This is a genomic window from Streptomyces boetiae (assembly GCF_031845405.1).
GTDB classification, from domain to species: Bacteria; Actinomycetota; Actinomycetes; order Streptomycetales; family Streptomycetaceae; genus Streptomyces; species Streptomyces boetiae.
This window is the reverse complement of sequence record NZ_JAVREN010000078.1, coordinates 1-15,844: the sequence shown is the minus strand read 5'-3', so window position 1 is coordinate 15,844 and position 15,844 is coordinate 1. Positions and strand designations below refer to the sequence as shown.

Annotated in this window: 13 protein-coding genes; 8 read left to right on the top strand and 5 right to left on the bottom strand. The window is 75.0% G+C overall.

All coding sequences use genetic code 11. From position 1 onward, the window contains the following. Both RM780_RS26910 and RM780_RS26905 read right to left on the bottom strand, forming a co-directional pair. The coding region (locus RM780_RS26910) for a hypothetical protein (protein WP_311633514.1) at positions 1-610 on the bottom strand (610 nt) is incomplete at its 3' end. Between the two features lie 89 nt (positions 611-699). Beyond that, positions 700-1,356: a GntR family transcriptional regulator gene (locus RM780_RS26905; protein ID WP_311633516.1), complete on the bottom strand. Its 657-nt coding sequence runs from the start codon at positions 1,354-1,356 to the stop codon at positions 700-702. A gap of 101 nt (positions 1,357-1,457) precedes the next feature. Here RM780_RS26905 and RM780_RS26900 point away from each other — a divergent pair, with 101 nt between their 5' ends. The 4 genes from RM780_RS26900 to RM780_RS26885 all read left to right on the top strand — a co-directional run bounded on the left by RM780_RS26900 (position 1,458) and on the right by RM780_RS26885 (position 7,491). Beyond that, the gene (locus RM780_RS26900) at positions 1,458-2,084 is read left to right on the top strand and encodes a DJ-1/PfpI family protein (protein ID WP_311633513.1); all 627 of its coding nucleotides are present in this window, start codon (positions 1,458-1,460) and stop codon (positions 2,082-2,084) included. Positions 2,085-2,248: 164 nt separating this feature from the next. After that, positions 2,249-2,722 (top strand): MarR family winged helix-turn-helix transcriptional regulator, encoded by a 474-nt coding sequence (locus RM780_RS26895; protein ID WP_311633512.1) that lies wholly within the window; start codon positions 2,249-2,251, stop codon positions 2,720-2,722. A gap of 93 nt (positions 2,723-2,815) precedes the next feature. Continuing rightward, the gene (locus tag RM780_RS26890) at positions 2,816-4,870 is read left to right on the top strand and encodes a serine/threonine-protein kinase (RefSeq protein ID WP_311633511.1); all 2,055 of its coding nucleotides are present in this window, start codon (positions 2,816-2,818) and stop codon (positions 4,868-4,870) included. A 365-nt stretch (positions 4,871-5,235) separates the two neighbouring features. After that, entirely contained in the window at positions 5,236-7,491 is a 2,256-nt protein-coding gene (locus RM780_RS26885; RefSeq protein WP_311633510.1) for a serine/threonine-protein kinase, read from the top strand. An 82-nt stretch (positions 7,492-7,573) separates the two neighbouring features. On the opposite strand, the gene RM780_RS26880 is transcribed toward RM780_RS26885, so the two are convergent. Further along, on the bottom strand, positions 7,574-8,857 hold the full coding sequence (locus RM780_RS26880; protein ID WP_311633509.1) for an adenylosuccinate synthase: 1,284 nt from the start codon (positions 8,855-8,857) through the stop codon (positions 7,574-7,576). Between the two features lie 132 nt (positions 8,858-8,989). On the opposite strand from RM780_RS26880, the gene RM780_RS26875 reads away from it, so the two are divergent. After that, positions 8,990-9,757, top strand: a complete 768-nt coding sequence (locus RM780_RS26875) for a diacylglycerol kinase family protein (protein ID WP_311633508.1) — start codon at positions 8,990-8,992, stop codon at positions 9,755-9,757. A gap of 25 nt (positions 9,758-9,782) precedes the next feature. Here RM780_RS26875 and RM780_RS26870 read toward each other — a convergent pair whose 3' ends face one another. Both RM780_RS26870 and RM780_RS26865 read right to left on the bottom strand, forming a co-directional pair. After that, complete coding sequence (locus RM780_RS26870; protein WP_311633507.1) at positions 9,783-11,540, bottom strand: multicopper oxidase family protein; 1,758 nt, start codon at positions 11,538-11,540, stop codon at positions 9,783-9,785. 147 nt (positions 11,541-11,687) lie between these two features. Continuing rightward, positions 11,688-12,227 (bottom strand): GbsR/MarR family transcriptional regulator, encoded by a 540-nt coding sequence (locus RM780_RS26865; RefSeq protein ID WP_394813094.1) that lies wholly within the window; start codon positions 12,225-12,227, stop codon positions 11,688-11,690. A gap of 83 nt (positions 12,228-12,310) precedes the next feature. Here RM780_RS26865 and RM780_RS26860 point away from each other — a divergent pair, with 83 nt between their 5' ends. The 3 genes from RM780_RS26860 to RM780_RS26850 all read left to right on the top strand — a co-directional run bounded on the left by RM780_RS26860 (position 12,311) and on the right by RM780_RS26850 (position 15,640). Further along, a complete protein-coding gene (locus RM780_RS26860) occupies positions 12,311-13,282 on the top strand; it encodes an ABC transporter ATP-binding protein (protein ID WP_311633506.1) in 972 nt (323 codons plus the stop codon). Continuing rightward, complete coding sequence (locus RM780_RS26855) at positions 13,279-14,898, top strand: ABC transporter permease (RefSeq protein ID WP_311633505.1); 1,620 nt, start codon at positions 13,279-13,281, stop codon at positions 14,896-14,898. Before RM780_RS26860 ends, RM780_RS26855 begins: the two co-directional genes overlap by 4 nt. Before the next feature lie 163 nt (positions 14,899-15,061). Continuing rightward, on the top strand, positions 15,062-15,640 hold the full coding sequence (locus tag RM780_RS26850; RefSeq protein WP_311633504.1) for a hypothetical protein: 579 nt from the start codon (positions 15,062-15,064) through the stop codon (positions 15,638-15,640). Positions 15,641-15,844: the final 204 nt, after the last annotated feature.

The following is a 15,844-nucleotide window of genomic DNA, read 5'->3' as shown; positions in this document are numbered from 1 at the left end:
TGGCGGCCGTGTGGAGGGCGTTCCAGACGTGGCGCTCGCGGGCGAAGGGGCCCGAGCCGTCGCCGGGGCCGGCGGCGGGCTCGTCGAGCCGGGTGGGGCGCGTGGGGGGCGTGGGGGCGGGCGGGGGGTTGCGCGGGTCGATGCCGAGCACCGGCGCGACCGCCTCCAGCTCCCGCAGCAGCCCGTGGCTCGACCCCAGCGGTCCTCCCCCGGCCAGCAGGGTCTCGTTGACCACCGGGCGCGGGAAGTCCACCGGGACGTAGGCGCCCGCGTGGTCGAAGTGCCAGACCAGATGGGCCTGTTGAGCTGCGGCCTCGAACATCTCCAGCAGTTGCTTATAGTCCCCGTCCACGCCCGCGACGGGCGTCACCGGCAGGCCGCTGAGCTGGAGCAGGTAGGCGCGGCGCAGCAGGTGCAGGGCCGCGTAGTCGAAGCCCGCGACGGGCGCCACCTCGCCCGAGAGGCCGGGCACGTAGCCGAAGACCGGCACGGGCGGCTGGCCCGCCTCGGCCAGCGCCCGGTCGTACTCGGCGAGTTCTTCGGCGAAGGGGTTGTCGGGGCTGTGGCACAGCACGTCGACGAGGGGCACCAGCCACAGGTCACAGGCCACGTCGGCTCTCTCCGGGAGGGGGTGGGGACGGGGGACTCGGGGCGCGCGGCCGGCGCCGGCCCCCGGGCCAGGGTAGAGGGGCGCGCGGCTCAGGCTCCGGCGAGCCGGGTGGCGAGCGCGAGGGCGTGCGCGCGGTGGGCGTGCAGCAGGCGCGCGGTCTCGTCGGTGTCGCGGCGCTCTACGGCGTCGGCCAGTTCGAGGTGCCCGGCCCACAGCCGGCCCTCCAGGTGCCGCTCGCGGCGCAGGTGGGGGACGGTGAACGCCCAGCAGGCGACGCGCAGCCGGTCCAGGAACTCCCCTATGTGGGGGTTGCCCAGCAGCGCGTCCAGCTCGCGCCAGAAGCGCAGGTCGTAGGCGATGAGGATGTCCAGGTCGCCGCCGAGCGCGGCGGTGCGGGCGGCGGCGGCCCGGCGGCGGATCGAGGTGAACGCCTCGGGCACGGCCTCGCGGACGTTCAGGCCGGGGCTGTGCCGCAGAATCCCCTCGCTCACGAGGGTCTGGGCCTCGATCATGTGGTGGAAGTCGCTCAGCGAGAACCGCCTGATCCGGAAGCCGCGGTGCTGCTCGACCTCCAGCAGTCCCTGGGCGGACAGGTCGACCAGCGCCTCGCGCACGGGGGTGGCCGAGACGCCGTACTGCTCGGCGATCTCGCGCACGGTGAACTCCCCGCCCGGCGAGAGCCGGCCCGCGAGTATCTCCTCCCGCAGGGCGTCCGCGAGCTGCTCGCGGAGTGTGCTCCGTTGAATCACGGCAGCACAGCCTACAGATCCCCCGAGATCTTGACAGCATCCTGCCAACAAGACAGGATGCTGTCATCAACGATCGGGCGCGAACGAAGGGACCCGCGATGAGCGAGCGCACGGTGCACCTGGCGGTGTACGACACCCTGGCCGACTGGGAGACCGGGCACGCCACGGCCTGGCTGGCGCGCAACGGCTTCCGCGTGCGGACGGTCGGCCCCACCCGCGAGCCGGTCACCAGCGTCGGCGGGATGCGCGTCCTCCCCGGCCTGGCGCTGGAGGATCTGCGCCCCGAGGACAGCGCGCTGCTGATCCTGCCGGGCGCGGACCTGTGGGAGGACGGCGCGGAAAACGGGGCGCTGGCGCCGTTCGCGGAGCGGGCCGGGCACTTCCTCGACGCTGGGGTGCCGGTGGCCGCGATCTGCGGGGCGGTCGACGGCCTGGCGCGCGCCGGGCTGCTGGACGAGCGGGCGCACACGGCCGCGGCGGCGCCGGTCCTGGCGGCCACGGGATACGCGGGCGGCGGGCGTTACGTCGAGGCCGACGCGGTCACCGACGGCGGCCTGATCACGGCCGGGCCGACCGAACCCGTGGCGTTCGCCCGCGAGATCCTCGGGCTGCTGGGGGCGTACGAGGGCGAGCTGCTGGACGCCTGGTACCGCCTCTTCGCCCGCTCCGACCCGGAGGCCTACGCCGTCCTGGCCGCGGCGGACGAGGAGAAGGAAGGGCAGTGAGCGACGCTCCCCCGCGTGAGGGTCCCCCCTGGGGGCACCTCCCGGACGGAGTCCGGGGGAGAAGCCTGGGGGAGGGAGGTACCCCCAGCGCGGCTGCCGGACCGCAGCCGACGACGACGGCCGCCCCCCGCCGCGTGGGGGGAGAAGCGCACGAAGGAGACACAGTGGGTACCCCCGAGACCCCCCGGCAGGCGCTGCTGTCCGGGGCCGCGGTGACCGTCTTCCGGCTCAACGGCCAGTTCCTGGCCGTCGCCGAGGGGCTGGCGAAGCCCGCCGGGCTGACCGCGGCCTGGTGGCAGGTGCTCGGCGCCGTGCTGAACGAGCCACTGCCGGTCGCCGCGATCGCGCGGGAGATGGGTATGGCCCGCCAGAGCGTGCAGCGCGTCGCGGACCTGCTGGTGGAGCGCGGGATGGCGGCCTACCGGGCCAACCCCGCCCACCGGCGGGCCAAGCTGCTCGTGCCCACCCCCGAGGGACGGGCCGCGGTGGAGCGGATCTCGCCGGAGCACGAGGAGTTCGCCGGGCGGCTCAGCCGGGAGCTGGGCGGGGACCAGGAGTTCGCCGCGGCGCTGGAGGCCCTGCGCCGCCTGAGCGCCGCGCTGGACCGGCTGCCTTCACCGTCCGCCGACCGGTCGTGACCAACTGGCGCACACCGTACCTTCTTCGGGCCGGGCGGGGACCTCTATTCTCGGTGTGGCAAGAACTGTCACCATCGGGGGAGTTTGCTCCACATGGACCGGCTGACGCCACAGGATCCACACCGAATAGGCCAGTACCGCCTGCTCGCCCGCCTGGGGGAGGGCGGCATGGGCCAGGTCTTCCTGGCCAGGTCGGAGCGCGGCCGGACGGTCGCGGTGAAGACGATCCGGTCCGCGCTGGCCCGGGAGCCCGACTTCCGGCGGCGGTTCGCGCAGGAGATCACCGCCGCCCGCCGGGTCGGGGCCCGCTGGACCGCCCCGGTCCTGGACGCCGACACCGACGCGGACACCCCCTGGGTCGCCACCGGGTACATCGCGGGCCCCTCCCTGCACGAGGTGGTCAGCCGGGACTTCGGTGTCCTCCCCGAGCGCAGCATCCTGCTGCTGGCCAACGGCCTGGGCCACGCCCTCAGCGACATCCACGGCGCCGGCCTGGTGCACCGCGACCTCAAGCCCTCCAACGTCCTGCTGACCATCGACGGCCCGCGCGTCATCGACTTCGGCATCGCCCGCGCCCTGGAGCAGGCCCCCGGCGAGAACCTCACCCGCACCGGCGCGACGGTCGGCTCCCCCGGGTTCATGTCCCCCGAGCAGATACGCGGCCACCGCGTCACCCCGGCCAGCGACATCTTCTGCCTCGGCTCCCTGCTGGCCTACGCCGCCACCGGGCGCACCCCGTTCGGCGCGCTGGACTCGGGCGTTCACATCCTGATGTTCCGGATCGCCGAGGAGCCGCCCGACCTCGACGGCCTGCCGGAGCGGCTGCGCGAGCTGATAGCCGCCTGCCTGACCAAGGACCCCGCGCAGCGGATCACCGTCCCCGCGCTGCTCGCCGCCACCTCCTCCGAGGACGCCTCGCAGGAGCCCTGGCTGCCGGGCGCGCTCGTCGCCCAGCTCGGCCGCCACGCCGTCGAGCTGCTGGACTCCGAGGACCCGGCCACGCGCCTGGGCCACACCGCCGTCACCGGCTGGGCGGGCAACGGCGCCCCGGCCGGACAGCAGGCCCCCGCCGCCCCGCGCCCGGCCGCGCCCGCGACCCCGGCCACGCCCACCCCGCCCACCGCGCCGGTCACGGCCGCCGACCCGCACACCCCCGCGCGCGGCGCCGCGGCCCCGCCCCCGCCGCGTCCCACGCCCGTGCCCTCGCCGTACTCGCGCCCGGGCCTCCCCCATTCCAACCCCGGCACGGGGCCGCACTCCCTGGGCGGCTTCGGCCCCGCCTCCCCCTACGCCTCGGGCGCGGGCACCGCGGCGGGGAATGCCCCCGGCCGGCGCCGCCGCCTCGGCCCGGTCCTCGCGGCGGTGGCCGGCGCGGTGGTGCTGGTCCTCCTCGGCGTCCTGGTCGCGGTGCAGCTCACCGGGGGCGGCGGCGCGTCCGGGGACGTGGACGAGGGGTACATCGGCGCCTGGCAGGGCGACTACACCGGCTCCGACGGCCGGGTCAACGAGCTGCGCTTCGAGATACGGCAGGGCTCGGAGGGCGAGGTCATCGGCGAGGCCCTGGCGCTGAGCACCACCACGCTGTGCTCCTTCGACGTGCGCCTGGAGTCGGCCGACGAGGGGCTGCGGATCACCGAGGAGAGCAGGTGGAGCGTTCCGGAGAACGCCGCGGGCGCCTGCGACGCGGGCGGCACCCCCCAGACGCTGAGCCTCGCCGAGGACGGCGAGCGGCTGAACTGGACCCAGGGCGACCGCTCGGCGGCGCTGAGCGAGGCCCCGGAGAGCGCGGCGGAGGGCAACAGCGTCCCGGCCTCCCTGCTGGGCGAGTGGCGCTCGGAGGGGACGCGGAACAACGTGCCGACCTCGGACCGCATCACCATCGAGGAGGGAACCTTCGGCGACCTGGTCCTGACCTTCGAGCGCAGCGAGAACGGCGAGCACGCCTGCACCTGGGAGAACCACCTCGTCCAGGTCGAGGGCCGGGAGATCACGCTCGGGCCCGACGTCCTCGTGGAGCAGGGCTCGGGGCCGCCCTGCCAGGTCTACGCCGGCTTCCGGCTGTGGAACGAGGAGGGGAACGAGGACACCATCAAGATCCTGTGGCTCAACTACCTCGACAGGACCCCGCAGCAGCTCCGCCGGGTGTGAACGCCCGGGCCGGCGCCGCCCCGCCCGTTCCCCGCGGCGCCCGCTCCGGCCGTTCCCCCGCCGCGCGAGCCCCCGCCGTTCCCCCGGTATCCCCGCCCCGGACGTTCACCGGTACGTTAGGCGCGGGCATACGACACGCGTGTTCGTGACCGCGCGTGACCGTCAGCGCTGACCGGCACGAGCCTGTCCCGGGCCGGTCACGAAACGGACGCGGGACCCGCCGGGGCCTGCGTACAGGGAACCGATTACGGTTCTGCGTCTGTCCTCCACTCGTGTGTACGGGCGCCCGTATGCTCATGAGGCTTACCGGAGCGAACAGGGAGTAGCACAGCATGAAACCGCTCGGGCCGACCGATCCTCAACGCGTGGGCCAATACAGGCTGCTGGGGAAACTGGGCGCCGGCGGAATGGGCAGCGTGTATCTCGCCCGCTCCGACCGCGGGCGCACCGTCGCCGTCAAGCTCGTCCAGCCCGAACTGGCCGCGCAGCCGGAATTCCGCCGCCGCTTCCAGCAGGAGGTGGAGGCCGCCCGCAAGGTCGGCGGCGACTGGACCGCGCCGGTCCTGGGCTGCGACACGGACGCGGAGACCCCCTGGGTCGCCACCGGGTACGTGGCCGGCCCCTCCCTGCACGAGGTGGTCGCCCACACCTACGGCAAGCTCCCCGAGCGCACGCTCCGCATCCTGGGCAACGGCCTGGTCAACGCCCTGCGCGACATCCACGCGGCCGGCCTGGTGCACCGGGACCTCAAGCCCTCCAACGTCATGATCACCATCGACGGCCCGCGGGTGATCGACTTCGGCATCGCCCGCGCCCTGGAGGGCAGCGGCGAGGGCCTGACCCGCACGGGCGCGGCGGTCGGCTCCCCCGGTTTCATGTCCCCCGAGCAGTGCCGCGGCGAGACCCTGACCGCCGCGAGCGACATCTTCTGCCTCGGCTCCGTGCTCACCTTCGCGGCCACCGGGACCACGCCGTTCGGCGACCCGAACACCGCGATGACCGCGCTGATGCTGCGCATCGTGCAGGACCAGAAGGACCTCACCGAGGTGCCCGACGGCATCCGCCCGCTGATCGAGCGCTGCCTGCTCCAGGACCCGGGCGCCCGGCCGACGCTGGAGGAGCTGGGCGCGCTCACCGCCTACGAGGAGAGCGACGAGCCCTGGCTGCCCGGCGCGCTGGTGGCCAAGCTGGGCCGGCACGCCGTCGAGCTGCTGGACTCCGAGGACCCGATGCAGGCGCCGCCGATGCCGCGGACCACGCCGATGCCGGCCATGCCCGCGGCGCCGCCGACCCCGGCCCCGCCGTCCTCCATACCCGGCTTCCCGCCCCCGGCCCAGCCCACGCCGACGCACTTCGGCTCCGCCACCCCGCCCCCGAGCCCCCCGCCGCCCTCGGCCCCCGACGGCGCGACGGTCACCTCGGCCACCCCGCCGCCCGGGTACGGCACGCCGCCGCCCCCCGGCTACGGCACCCCGCCCCCGGGCGGGTACGGAACGCCCACCCCGGGCTCGTACGGCACGCCCCCGCCCGCCGGCGGCTACGGCTACCCGCAGGCGGCCGGCACCCCGAACCCCGGCTACACGCCGGTCCCCGGCGAGCTGGGCGCGGTCGGCAACCCCTACGGGGGGAACTACCCCGGCGGCCCCGGCACCCCGCACCCGCCCGGCGCGGGCGGGGGCGCGGGCGGCGCGGGCTCCAACCGCAAGAAGGTGGTGTGGATCGTGGCCGCCGCGGTCGCGGTCTTCGCGCTGACCATCGGCATCGCGGTGGCCGCCCTCGGCGGCGGCGACGACGACCCCTCCGGCGACCCGACGGCGGGCCCCACGGTCACCAACTCGACCACGGACAACCAGCCCCCGACGCAGAACCCGACGCCGACGCCCACTCCCACGCCGACAGGCCCCGACCAGAACCCCACGGTGAACACCTCCGCGACGGTGCCCGACGCGTTCGTGGGCGCCTGGGAGGGCCCGGTCACCGACGCGGCCGGCGAGGAGCAGGGCTGGTTCCTGCGGGTGGAGATCGAGCCGGGCAGCGGCGGATCGCAGGTGGTGCGCCAGCTCACCAACCTCAACCAGGTGCTCTGCGAGGAGCAGGCCATGCTGGTGGACACCGGCTCCGACTTCATCCAGATCGCGGGCACCGGCATCACCGCCGAGTACCCATCGGGCTCCGGCTGCCGTCAGTACGGCGGCCAGAACCTCCAGATCCAGCCGGACGGCACGCTGCTGTGGACGCACGGCGACAACCGCCGGGCGACCCTGGAGGTGTCCCCGCTGGACACCGGCTCGGACGGCATGAACTACGCCATCTTCGGCGAGACCTACAGCGCGCGGGACTTCGACGTGGAAACCGCCGTGATCGCGCGCGCCGGGGCCGTTGCCCTGACCTACACCAACGACGAGTGCACCCGGGAGGCCCGGATCATCTCCGGCACCCTCTCGCGTGACGACTCGGGCATGCTGGTCGGCCCGGGCGCGGTGGTCTCGGGGCAGTGCGACCCGCTGCCCTCCTTCGTGGTGGAGTGGGACCCGGTCGACTCGGGCCGGACCCCGGAGCTGCGGTTCACCCCGTACGCGGGCGAGGGCCCCAACTTCACGGCCTCGCTCGACGACGACTGAGCGCGCGCCCGCAACGCGCTCCGGCCCGCCGCCCCGAGGGGTGGCGGGCCGGTCGGCTTCCGGGGCGCGCGAGCGGCGCCGCTCAGAGGAACGACGTGATCTCGATCGTCTCCTCGCGGCCCGGGCCGACGCCGATGGCGGAGATGGGCGCGCCGGAGAGGTCCTGGAGGGCGAGGACGTACGCCTGGGCGTTCTTCGGCAGTTCGTCGAAGGAGCGGGCGGCGGAGATGTCCTCGCTCCAGCCCGGCAGGTACTCGTAGACCGGCCGCGCGTGGTGGAAGTCGCTCTGGCTGTACGGCAGCTCGGTGACGCGGCGGCCGTCGATCTCGTAGGCGACGCAGACCGGGATGCGCTCCCAGCCGGTGAGCACGTCCAGCTTGGTGAGGAAGAAGTCGGTCAGGCCGTTGATCCGCACCGCGTACCGGGCGATCACGGCGTCGAACCAGCCGCAGCGCCGGTCCCGCCCGGTGGTGACGCCGAACTCGCCGCCGATGCGCCGCAGCGCCTCGCCGTCCTCGTCGTGCAGCTCGGTCGGGAACGGCCCGGCGCCCACGCGCGTGGTGTACGCCTTCAGGATGCCGATGACCCGGCCGATGCGGGTGGGGCCGACGCCGGAGCCGGTGCAGGCGCCGCCGGCCGTTGGGCTGGAGGAGGTGACGAAGGGGTAGGTGCCGTGGTCGACGTCCAGCAGCGTGCCCTGGCCGCCCTCGAAGAGCACGACCTTGTCCTCGTCCAGCGCCTGGTTGAGGATCAGCGCGGTGTCCGCGACGTGGCCGCGCAGGCGCTCGGCGTGGCCCAGCAGCTCCGCGACGATCTGCTCGGCGGCGATGGCGCGGCGGTTGTAGAGCTTGGCGAGGATCTGGTTCTTGTGGTCCAGGGCGGCCTCCACCTTCTGGTGGAGGATCGATTCGTCGAACAGGTCCTGGACCCGGATGCCCTGCCGGTTGATCTTGTCGGCGTACGCCGGGCCGATGCCGCGCCCGGTGGTGCCGATGCGGCGCTTGCCCAGGAAGCGCTCGGTGACCTTGTCGAGGGTCTGGTGGTAGGGCGTGATCAGGTGGGCGTTCCCGCTGACCAGCAGCCGGGAGGTGTCCACGCCGCGGGCGGCCAGGCCGTCCAGCTCCGCGAAGAGCACGGTCGGGTCGACGACGACGCCGTTGCCGATGACGGGGGTGCAGCCGGGGGAGAGGATGCCGGAGGGGAGCAGGTGGAGGGCGTACTTCTCGCCGCCGACGACGACGGTGTGACCCGCGTTGTTGCCGCCCTGGTACCGCACGACGTAGTCCACGGAGCCGCCGAGCAGGTCGGTGGCCTTCCCCTTGCCTTCGTCACCCCACTGAGCGCCGAGCAGCACGAGCGCGGGCACAGGCGTACACCCCTTTCGAGCGGGGCATCTACGCAAGGGCTGCCCCGGATCGACGAAACCCCTGGCGCAATCGCGACAGGGGCTCTTGCACAGAGAGCTTACGGGAGACGCAGCCGGGAGGCGAACAGTCAGGTGCTCATCGTCATCGACCCGAGGGCTCGGCAGACGGATGGGGAGGCGGTGCGGATCGCCAGGGACGTGCTGTGCGCCGGGGCCCGGGACGTGCAGGTGTGCGTGCTCGACCGGCCGCAGGCGTTGCCCCGCATCCTCGCGCGCCGGGGCGGGCGCCGGGTGGTGATCGTGGGGGACGACGGCGCGCTGCTGCGGGCCGTGCGCCTGCTGCACGCCGGGGGCGAGCTGGGCGCGAGCCCGCTGGCGATGGTCCCGGTCGGCCCGGCCGCCTCCGTGCGGGTGGCCCGTGCTCTGGGCGTTCCCACCGACGACGCGGTCGCGGCCTCGCGGGCGGTGCTGACCGGGCCGGTGCGGACGCTGGACGTGCTGACGGACGACGCGGGCGGCGTGGTGCTCGGGGCGCTGGGCATCCCGGCCGCCGCGCCGCCGCGGGCCGGGGCGCCGCGGTGGTGGCGGCCCCGGCAGCGGCAGCGGCTGCGGGTGGAGGCGGACGGGAAGGTGCTGGCCGACGTGGACCGGCCGGTGGAGGGGGTCTCGGTGCGGCCGGCGGGCGGCCTGGCCGAGGTGGTGATCCGGCCGGGCCGCGAGCGGGCGGGCGACGTGCGGGCCCGGGCCACGACGGTGACGGTCTCGGCCGGGGGCCGCGGGTACCTCTACCGGGCGGACGCGGTGAACGTCGGGCCGACCCCGGCGCGGACGTGGACCGTCTCGCCCGGGGCGCTGCGCCTCACGGTCCCGGCGCAGGGCGGGCCGCGGCCGGGATCGTGAGAGCGTCGGCCCGCCCGCGGCCCGATCAGGACACGGTGAATCTGCGCATCATCCCCGCGTCCTCGTGCGGCAGCAGATGGCAGTGCCACACGTAGTCCCCCGCCTTGTCGAAGCGCGCCTTGACGCGCACGACGTGGGACGGCCGGATGCGCACGGTGTCCTTCGGCCCCCGCTCGGAGGGGGACAGGGGCAGCCGCTCGCCGGTGACGATGCTGCTCAGCGCGCCGCGCTCCGGGTCGCGGTCGGCGGTGAAGGGGGCCTCGTCCAGCACCTGGAACTGCACCAGGTGCAGGTGCACCGAGTGGGTCTCCTCGGTGGTGTTGTACAGCTCCCAGACCTCGGTGGTGTGCAGCCGGGGGGTCTCGGTGACCGGGTCGCCCCACAGCATTCCGCCCTCCTCGGCCGTTCCGAGCATCATCTGCGTGCGGCCGTGCTCGTCCACGGTCTCCAGCAGCTGCAGGCGGCGGGTCCGCGCGGGCCGGGTGAGGATGCGGTAGGGCCGGCGGCGCAGCGAGGCGGGCAGGACCGGCTCGGGGGCCGAGCGGTCGTAGGGCAGGCTCACGCGGAACTGCAGCACGGCGTCGACGGGCGCGGCCACGGGGGCCCCGCCGGGGAAGGGGAGGGGCGCGTCGTTGGTGAGGTCGAACGTCCGGCCCCCGGCGTCACGGAAGTCGGCGATCACGTCGGCGCGCTCGCCGGGCGCGAGCAGCAGCCCCTCCTCCAGCCGGTGCGGCTCGTCGAGGAACCCTCCGTCCCCGCCGATCGCGGTGACGGGGAAGGGCCAGCCACCGCCGGAGGAGAGCCGGTAGAAGCGGGCGTTGGAGGCGTTGAGCAGCCGCAGCCGGTACTGGCGCGGCTCGACGTCCAGGTAGGGCCACGCCTTGCCGTTGACCAGGATGACCTGGCCGGCGAACGTCGGCGGCTCGGTCTCCTCGTGGTCGTGCGGGGTGGGCGAGGGGAACGCCAGCAGGCCGTCGGGGCGGAAGGTGCGGTCCTGGATGGCCAGTTCCAGCTCGTAGGGTTCGGCGGGCAGGCGCCGGGAGGCGATCAGGCCCAGCTCGTGCTCGTCGCGCAGGAGGTAGAAGCCGAGGAGCCCGGCGTAGATGTTGAGGCCGGTGATGCCGTGGGTGTGGTCGTGGTACCAGAGCGGGGCGGCCTCCTGGCTGTTGTGATACGTGCAGCGGGTGCCGCCGTGCAGCGGGCCGGCCGCGCCGCCGGGGGAGTACCAGGCGTCGGGGTGACCGTCGCTGGCCGAGTCGGTGTGGGCGCCGTGGACGTGGACCACCGAGGGCACGCCGTGCTGTTCGACGGTGTACTCGGAGCCGGTGAACGCCCAGTGCGCGTCCTCGTCCATGGGGAACAGGTGCCGGTAGGGCAGGTCGTTGCGCCAGTCCAGGCTCAGGGTGCGGCCGGCGCGGGCCACGATCGTCGGGCCGGGCGAGGAGGCCGGGAGCGCGGCCTCGCCGTTGGGACCTGCGTCGAGGCCGAAGCCCCACACCGTGGACGGCAGCCCGAGGCCGCCCCCCAGGAGGTCCTGGCTGGTCTCGGCCAGGCGGAGGGTGCGGGCGCCGCCGTCCGTCAAGTCCACGCGCGGGGGGCGCGGCAGGGCGTTGACGAAGCGCGGAACGGCCGTGGCGCGGGCGATGGGCGTGTCGTACAGCGGGTCGGCGACGGGCGGGAGGATCGCGCGCCGCGCGGCTGCGGCTGCGGCGGGGGAGAGGCCGGCGAGCGCGAGGGCGCCGCCGGCGGCCGGAGCCGCCCGGAGGAAGGTCCTTCTGAGCATGCGCCATGCATCTCACTCGAACCGTCGATATTCCGGCAGTAGTGGCCTCATCCCGGAAGGAAGTCGCCTCATTTCGATCATCCGGCGGAACGACTCGGGCAGGCGGGGCCGGGGACGGGGCGGCCGGGGCGGGGCCGTTCGCAGGCGTCAGGCCCCGTCCGGGGGCGCGCCCGAGGGCTCGGCGCGGCGGGAGCGCCAGCGTTCCATCAGGGCGTCCAGCTCCGTGCGCAGGAACAGCAGGAACTCGGCGGTCTCGGCCATCCGCCGCCCCGCCCGGGTGGACTCCCCCACGGCGGCGATGCCGGAGGTCATCGTGTCGGCCCAGCGGCCGATCATCGTGTCCCGGCGCAGCATCGCGGCGTACCAGGCGTTGTCGTGCAGGCGGTACCGCTCGCGGCGGGAGCCGGGCTCGCGCTCCCGGGAGACGAGGTGGACCTGGGCCAGGTAGCGGACGGCGCCGGAGACGGCGGCGGGCGAGACGCGCAGCCGCGCGGCCAGCTCGGTGGAGCTGAGCGCCCCCTCGTCGGCGGCGAGCAGGCAGGCGAAGACGCGGGCGGCCATGCGCTGCATGCCGGCCTCGGTGAGATCGGCGGCGAAGCGCTCGACGAACGCGGCCACCGGCTCGGGGTAGCCCTCCGGCCGCGCCTCCTCGGCGCGGGGCCCCGGGCGGGAAGTATCAGCCGTCACGGCCCCATCCTCGCATCCCCTTCTCCCGGTCTTGACAGTTCCTTAACTTCACAAATCTGTGAACTCACAGTAGCTTCGGAAGCATGACTGAGGCAACCAATGAGGACGCCCCCGGCGCCCCGGCCATCGCCGTCTCGGGGCTGGTGAAGACGTTCGGCAGGACCCGCGCCCTGGACGGCCTCGACCTGACCGTCCGCACCGGCGAGGTGCACGGCTTCCTCGGGCCCAACGGCGCCGGGAAGTCCACCGCCATCCGGGTCCTGCTCGGCCTGCTGCGCGCCGACTCCGGCACGGTCCGGCTGCTGGGCGGCGACCCGTGGCGCGACGCCGTCGCCCTCCACCGGAGGCTTGCCTACGTCCCGGGCGACGTGGAGCTGTGGCCGGGCCTCAGCGGCGGGGAGGCCATCGACCTGCTGGGCCGGCTGCGCGGCGGCCTCGACCGGCGGCTGCGGGACGAGCTGACCGAGCGCTTCGACCTCGACCCCACCAAGAAGGGCCGCACCTACTCCAAGGGCAACCGGCAGAAGGTGGCCCTCGTCGCCGCCCTCGCCTCGCACGCCGAGCTGCTCCTGCTGGACGAGCCCACCGCCGGGCTCGACCCGCTGATGGAGGTCGTCTTCCAGGACGTGGTCGGCGAGGCCAAGGCCGCCGGGCGCACCGTGCTGCTCTCCAGCCACATCCTGGCCCAGGTGGAGAAGCTGTGCGACCGCGTCTCCATCGTCCGCCTCGGCAGAACCGTGCAATCCGGAACGCTGGACGAGATGCGGCACCTCACCCGCACCACCATCGAGGCCGGGACCGCCGCCCCCGTCACCGGCCTGGCGGAGCTGCCCGGCGTGCACGACGTCCGCGCCGAGGAGGTCCGGGGCTCCGAGGGCGCGAAGGTCCGCTTCACCGTGGACGGCGCCCACCTCGACGGCGCGGTGAGGCACCTGACCGCCGCCGGGCTGCGCAGCCTGGTCAGCCACCCCCCGACCCTGGAGGAGCTGATGCTGCGCCACTACGGCGACGAGCTCCAGTCCCTGGAGGGCGACCACCGGAAGGAGACACTGTGAGTGCGGGGCGCGCGGCCGGTGCGCTCGCCGGGACCGGCGTGCTGCTGCGCTTCGCGCTGCGCCGCGACCGGGTCAGGCTGCCGGTGTGGATCGGGGCCCTGACCCTGGTCACCCTCTCCTCCGTCTCCAGCTTCGAGTCGCAGTACGCCACCGCCGAGGACCGCGCCTCGCTCCGGGACACCCTGGAGGGGCCCGCCGGCCTCGCCATGTCCGGACCCGAGCACTACCTGAGCGGTTCCTACGACTACGGCGCCATGACCGGCCACCAGATGATCGGCTTCTTCGCGATCCTGACGGGCCTGATGAGCGTCCTGGCCGTGGTCCGGCACACCCGCGCCGAGGAGGAGACCGGCCGCGCCGAGCTGCTGCGCGCGAGCGCGCTCGGCCGCCACGCCCAGCTGACCGCCGCCCTGACCGTGGCCGTCGCCGCCAACCTCGCCCTCGGTCTGCTGCTGGCCGCCGGCCTCACCGGGCTCGGCCTGCCCGGCGTCACCGGCGCCGGGTCCCTGCTCTACGGCGCGACGAGCGCCGCCGTCGGCATCACCTTCGCCGCCCTGGCCGCCGTCGCCGTCCAGATCACCCCCTTCGCGCGCGGCTCCTCCGGCCTCGGCCTGGCCGCCATCGGCGTCGCCTTCACCCTGCGGGCCGTGGGCGACGTGGGCGCCGACGCGTTCTCCTGGCTCTCCCCCATCGGCTGGGCCCAGCGCACCTACGTCTACGTGGACGACCGCTGGTGGCCGCTGCTGCTGAACGCCGCGCTCTCCGCCGCCGCGGCCGGAGCGGCGTTCGCCCTGTCCACCCGCCGCGACGTCGGCGCCGGGCTGCGCCCCCCGCGCCCGGGGCGCCCCCGGGCGAGCGGCGCGCTCGGCCACCCGGCCGGGTTCGCGCTGCGGCTGCACCGGGGCGTCCTGCTCGGCTTCGCGGCCGGGGCCCTGCTGTTCGGCCTGATGTACGGCTCGATCCTGGGCGACGCCGAGGACCTGCTGGAGAACAACGACCAGCTGCGCCAGGCCGTCGCGCGGCTCGGGGGCAGCCTGGTGGAGTCCTTCGCCTCCGTGGTGATGAGCATCCTGGCCGTCGTCGCCGCCAGCTACGTGGTCATGGCAACGCTGCGGGCGCGCGCCGAGGAGACCGGCGGGCGGGCCGAGCCCGTGCTGGCCACGGGGCTGTCCCGGACCCGCTGGCTGGGCAGCCATCTCGCCGTCGCGCTCGCCGGGGGCACGCTGATCATGCTGGTGGCCGGGGCCGCCTTCGGCGCCTCCGGCGCCGGGTCCTCGGGGGACGGCGGCCTGCTGTGGAGCCTGACCTGGGCCTCGCTCGCCTACGCGCCCGCGCTGTGGGTGACGGCGGGGGTGGCGGTGGCCCTGTTCGGGTGGTTCCCCCGGGCCTCGGCCGCTGCCTGGGCCGTTCCCGCGTACTCCTTCTTCGTCGTCTACCTCGGCGAGCTGACCGACATCCCCGACGGGCTGAGCAACCTCTCCCCCCTCGGCCACGTCCCGCAGGTCCCGGCGGCCGAGCTGGAGTGGACCCCCCTGCTGATCCTCACGGCGGTGGCCGCCGCCCTGGTCGCCTGCGGCCTGGCCGGCTTCCGGCGCCGCGACCTGGACAGCAAGTAGCGCCGTCCGGGGGGCGCGCGGACGAGATCGGTGCGCCGGGCGGGGGAACCTGCTCCCGCCCGGAGGCACTCGGGGTGCGCGAGGGGCGACGCACTGTTCATATGAGGTGACAGTCCGTCATGCGCACCCGACGTGGCGGCAGACACCGGAGGTCTCGCGTTCCATGAAGTCCCTCTCCCCGCACCCCACCCCCCCGCGCCGCCGCCTGGCCGCGGCAGCCGCCGGCGTCGTGCTGGCCCTCGGCGTCGCGGCTCCGGCCGCCGTCGCCCAGGACGAGGCGGGCGCCGCGGCGCACCGCGTGTCCAGGCCCGCCTGGGACAACGTCGCCCCGCTCAGCATCTCGCCCAGCTCCGGCGGCCCCAACACGTCCGTCACCGTCAAGTCCACCTGCCAGCCGAGCGGCCCGGCCACCTCGGAGGCGTTCCAGCAGAGCATCAACCTCCAGCCGGCCGGCACGAACAAGTGGGTCGGCACCGGCCGCATCAAGTCCAGCGGCCTGGTCGTCGGCCGCACCTACTCGGTGACCGTCCGCTGCTCGGACGGCGTGACCCTCAGCACGTCCTTCACCTTCACCTCCAGCACGCCGACGGGCGGCGCGGCGGCCGGCTTCGGCGGGACGGGCGGGGCGGGCGGCGGCAAGCAGGCGACCGCCCTGGCCATCGGCGGCGGCATGGCGGTGGCCGGCGCGGTCGGCTACGTCTTCCTCTCCCGGCGCCGCCGCGCCACCGGCAACCACCTCTGAGAGCCGGGCGTGCCCCGCTTCCGCCTCCGCCTCCGCCCGGCCCCCACCCCCCGCCCCGACCCGGTCGGCACCGCCGTCCCCACCGGAAGCGGGGCGGGGGCCCCCACCCCCCCGCCGGGGCCGCGCCCCCCGGCGTCGCCCCACAACGCCGGGGGCGGAGACGCCGCCCAACCCCCGGCCCACGTGGCGTCGGACCCTCGCCCC